Origin of the sequence: Gilvimarinus gilvus, from assembly GCF_030518155.1 — a bacterium.
Lineage (GTDB): Bacteria > Pseudomonadota > Gammaproteobacteria > Pseudomonadales > Cellvibrionaceae > Gilvimarinus > Gilvimarinus gilvus.
This window is the reverse complement of sequence record NZ_JAULRU010000677.1, coordinates 1-305: the sequence shown is the minus strand read 5'-3', so window position 1 is coordinate 305 and position 305 is coordinate 1. Positions and strand designations below refer to the sequence as shown.

Sequence of the window (305 nt, the reverse complement as noted above, 5' to 3'; positions counted from 1 at the left end):
CTCTCCTGTATGACGGTAATAAATATTTGACAAATTAATCGTTCCCATTCCTTCTTGCCATTCACTTGAACCGTAAATATTTAACGTTTGGGATCCGCTTTCTGTTAACGTTGGTGGATTAGAACTATCAACAAAAGAAATATTGTGAGTATAAGACGTTTTATCTAAAATGATTGTTTTATCGTTTAACGTAAATCCTGATCCTCTATCAACAAATGTATTATCATTAGGACCAGGAGAACAGTAACCGCCAGTACCACCTGAGGTTTTGGACCAATGTGTTCTATCGTTCCAATTACCAGAAC

1 protein-coding gene is annotated in these 305 nt (G+C 36.1%); it reads right to left on the bottom strand.

The features are described 5' to 3' along the window. On the bottom strand, positions 1 to 305 hold a 305-nt coding region (locus QWI17_RS16845), incomplete at both ends, for a hypothetical protein (protein ID WP_302723688.1).